The organism is Hymenobacter ginkgonis, assembly GCF_009755225.1.
In the GTDB taxonomy this organism is placed as follows: Bacteria; Bacteroidota; Bacteroidia; order Cytophagales; family Hymenobacteraceae; genus Hymenobacter; species Hymenobacter ginkgonis.
The window spans coordinates 1-3,309 of the sequence record NZ_WQKZ01000018.1; the positions used below are offsets into that span (position 1 = coordinate 1).

Here is a 3,309-nt window from a genome sequence, read left to right on the forward strand (position 1 = left end):
TCAAGACACCGGCGAAATCAACCACGGCAGCTCGGGCGATGCCGGCAACCAGAGCATCAAGCACGAGCTGAACGTGTACGTGCCCCGGGGCGATGCCAAGATTGACGCCGTGATTCAGTCGGCCCTCAACGGCGACTTCGTCGTGGCCGGCCGCGACAGCAACGGCAACATGCGCCTAGTGGGCGACGAGTTCCGCGGCGTGAAGTTCGAGCACGACTACAAGTCGGGCAAGAAGGGTACCGACAAAAACGGCACCGACTTCAAATTCAGCGGCGAAGGCTTCACCCACGTGCCCTTCTACTACACGGCGGCCCTGCCGGTATAAGTGGTCCCAGGTCGTATTCTTTCACGTTTTATAGCCCCCCGCAATGGCACTGACTAAATTCAAGCTGGTAAACACCGAAGGCCTAACCGGCCTCCAGTACAAGGGTAAGAAGATTCCCTTGGATAAAATTGACGATGAACTGGCCGAGAAGCTCATCAGCAAAACCCACGTGCTGGAGCGCGTAGCCGGCGAGCCTGCCACGGCGCCGGTCGTGCTGGCCCTGGCCGAGCCGGCTGCGGAGGCGGAGCCCACCACGCCCCGCCGGGCGCGCAGCGCGCAGTAATCGCCTGCTGTAGGCTACCAAAAAGCCCCGTCTCGCCAGTCGAGGCGGGGCTTTTTCTTTTCTTCCTAACCTGCCTTTTTCATGAGTACGCTTCACTTGCGGCTTTCGCCGCTGCCCCCAGTAGCCGACTTTCTGCTGGAAAATGCCCCGCATAACCAAGCCCTGCAGGACGCCCTGGACGATGGCTTAGAAGATTATACGGAAGGTGGCGAAGTCATCATGATGGCCCTGCGCGATGGCCTGGACGAGTGGCTTTCGCACAGCAGCAGCCTGCTCAGGCTGACCAATCAGTTCACGCAACCCTACGTCTTTCTGGCGGGAAGTGCCCATATCGAGGCCGTGCAGGCCTTCCGCGACCTGCTCTAATTCCGTCCTATTGCTGGCTTACCCCTTCCGATAGCTTTGATTTCAATCAACCTGCAATCAAAGCTTTCCGACGATGGCCCACGAATTAGATGGAATTATTAATTGGCTAGCTGCCAGCGACGTGGCTGACTACCGCCAGGGGGTACTGCTGCTGCAGGACCACAGCGGCAACCGGGGCTTGGTCAACAACCTGCTCAAGAAAGAGTCGGACAACAACCGCGAGAAGCTGCGCTACGAGTTGGTCAAGGTGCTCTGTGGGGGTCGGCTGGAGGAGGTAGCCGAAGTTATTAATCACTTTGCCCAGGCCGTGGAGGGGGCGGTTGCCCCGGTGCAGCAAATTGCGGATGTGTTGGTGGAAGCCCACCAGCCGCTGCTCACGGAGGGGTTTGCTACCCAGCCCGCGCCCATGCCCATGCCCATGCCGGAGCGCTCGCAGCTGGATGAGCTAACGCAGCGCATGAGCAAGCTGCACAACCAGCGCTGCCAGCTCAGCAACACCCTAGCCGATTTGTCGGACGAGGAGGGCCCCCGGGTAGTAGCGGAAATTCTCGACCTGCAAAACCAGTACAATGCCCTGGCCGAGCAGCGCCGGCGCCTGGCAGCTGGTGAGCCAGTAACCGAGCAGCCTACCCCCGCGCCGGCAGCCGAGCAGCCCGCTGCCCCGCTCGACCGGGCCGCCCTGGTGCAGCAGCGCAACACCCTGCGCTCGCGCTTAAGCAAAGCCCGAAAGGGGGCTACCGAGGCCAAGACGGAGGCGAAGCGCAGTGAGCACGCCCAGAAAGCCGGCATGCTGGAAGTGGAACTGAGCACCGTGGAAATGCAGCTAGCGCTGCCCCAGTAAGCTATGCGCCAGTGCCTACTCTTGTTACTGCTGCTGGGCCTGGGGCTCAGCAGTTGCGCGCCCAGCCTGCACCGCCAGGCGGCCCCGCGGCCTTGGCGGCGCTACTACCACCGCGAGCAGCGCCAGCACGAGCGGGAGCGCCGCCGTACGCTCAAAACCAACGTCACCTGGAGCAGCCTATAGACGAAGCTAAAAACGACGAGGCCCAGTGGCAATTGCCACCGGGCCTCTCTCAATTACATCTCACGGCTTCTCACACCCGGATGAACAACAAAGCTACGTACTAACGTCCTACTGCTGGCTCAAGCGGAGGTACATCTTAAGGGGTGTAACCCCGCTTTTTTATGAAACAACTCGGTAAACCCGATAAACTGGACAAATACCGGCTGCACCTGATGGAGGATGCCGAGCTTAAGCCCGACGAACTGGAGATGCTCGCTCGCTACCGCAAAGCGCATGGTTTGCTCTGCTTGGGCTTTAGTCGCAACCAGGTCTTGGCGACGCTAGAGCAGGAATTCGACCTGGGCCAGCCGCAGCTCTACAACATCGTGCGCGACTGCATTACGCTTTACGGCTCGATTGAGGAAGTCGATAAAAAGGGCCAGCGCGCCATTTCGATCGAGAATTACAAGCTGCTAGCTAACCTGGCGCGCCAACGCGGCGACATCGGAGCTGCCATTCGCGCGCAGGAGAAAGCCGACAAGCTCCAGGGCCTCTTTGAGCCCGAAAAGACGCTACTCGACCCCAAAGCCTTCCTGATTCCCGTGCCGATGGACTTCAGCACCGACCCCGACGTGCTACGCGAGCAGCAGCAAACGCAGGACATTGATTTTGAAGACCTGACGGGGGAAGGAGACGACGATGCAGTCTAAAGAAGCCCGGCGGCGCGTCTACGTCAACGAGAAGCAGCGCCAATTCTTGAGTGCCAAGCAAAAACGGCGCACGTTCGTCGGGGGCCGGGGCTCGGGTAAGACGACCGTACTGGGTCACCAAACGCGGGTGCAGATGAACTACCTGCCCCGGGGCAAAGGCTTTCTGGCGGGTCTGACCTACACCCAGTTGCTGAGCAATACAATTCCTTCCGCGGAAGATGCCTGGCAGGCTCACGGCCTGCGCGAATACGATCAGAAATCCGGCTTTGGGCACTACGTGAAGGGCAAGCGCCCCCCAGCCGATTGGATTAAGCCCTACCAGCCGCCCAGCAACTACGAGAACGTGATCAGCTTCCTCAATGGCTTTACCATCCAAATGCTGAGCATGGACCGGGCGGAGCTGGCCCGGGGCGGTAATTACGACTTCGGCCACATTGACGAGTCGGCCCTTATCAAGGAGGAGCACGTCAACAAGATTCTGCGGCCCATGATTCGGGGCAACATCTACCGTTTCCCTGCTAACCCCCACCACCAAACGTTTTGCGATTACACCTCCGTGCCCTGGCTGCCCTCGGGCCAGTGGGTGTTTAAGACCGAAGACTTGGCCAAGGAAAAACCGGAA

At 60.0% G+C, this 3,309-nt stretch carries 7 protein-coding genes; all 7 read left to right on the forward strand.

Annotated features, from left to right (window positions below; genetic code table 11):
* A partial coding sequence (locus GO988_RS23935) for a hypothetical protein (protein WP_198173034.1) occupies nt 1-325 on the forward strand: 325 nt, incomplete at its 5' end.
* A 43-nt stretch (nt 326-368) separates the two neighbouring features.
* Nucleotides 369-608, forward strand: a complete 240-nt coding sequence (locus GO988_RS23580; protein WP_157570101.1) for a hypothetical protein — start codon at nt 369-371, stop codon at nt 606-608.
* An 81-nt stretch (nt 609-689) separates the two neighbouring features.
* Complete coding sequence (locus GO988_RS23585) at nt 690-974, forward strand: hypothetical protein (RefSeq protein ID WP_157570102.1); 285 nt, start codon at nt 690-692, stop codon at nt 972-974.
* A gap of 73 nt (nt 975-1,047) precedes the next feature.
* The gene (locus GO988_RS23590; RefSeq protein ID WP_157570103.1) at nt 1,048-1,815 is read left to right on the forward strand and encodes a hypothetical protein; all 768 of its coding nucleotides are present in this window, start codon (nt 1,048-1,050) and stop codon (nt 1,813-1,815) included.
* A 3-nt stretch (nt 1,816-1,818) separates the two neighbouring features.
* The gene (locus GO988_RS23595) at nt 1,819-1,998 is read left to right on the forward strand and encodes a hypothetical protein (RefSeq protein WP_157570104.1); all 180 of its coding nucleotides are present in this window, start codon (nt 1,819-1,821) and stop codon (nt 1,996-1,998) included.
* A gap of 161 nt (nt 1,999-2,159) precedes the next feature.
* The gene (locus tag GO988_RS23600) at nt 2,160-2,687 is read left to right on the forward strand and encodes a hypothetical protein (protein WP_157570105.1); all 528 of its coding nucleotides are present in this window, start codon (nt 2,160-2,162) and stop codon (nt 2,685-2,687) included.
* Nucleotides 2,677-3,309: terminase large subunit domain-containing protein (locus tag GO988_RS23605; RefSeq protein ID WP_232341686.1), on the forward strand; the 633-nt coding region annotated here is incomplete at its 3' end. The genes GO988_RS23600 and GO988_RS23605, both read left to right, overlap by 11 nt.

Coding starts and splice junctions, on each gene's coding strand:
- GO988_RS23580 (WP_157570101.1), top strand. CDS start 369: ATGGCACTGACTAAATTCAAGCTGGTAAACACCGAAGGCCTAACCGGC.
- GO988_RS23585 (WP_157570102.1), top strand. CDS start 690: ATGAGTACGCTTCACTTGCGGCTTTCGCCGCTGCCCCCAGTAGCCGAC.
- GO988_RS23590 (WP_157570103.1), top strand. CDS start 1,048: ATGGCCCACGAATTAGATGGAATTATTAATTGGCTAGCTGCCAGCGAC.
- GO988_RS23595 (WP_157570104.1), top strand. CDS start 1,819: ATGCGCCAGTGCCTACTCTTGTTACTGCTGCTGGGCCTGGGGCTCAGC.
- GO988_RS23600 (WP_157570105.1), top strand. CDS start 2,160: ATGAAACAACTCGGTAAACCCGATAAACTGGACAAATACCGGCTGCAC.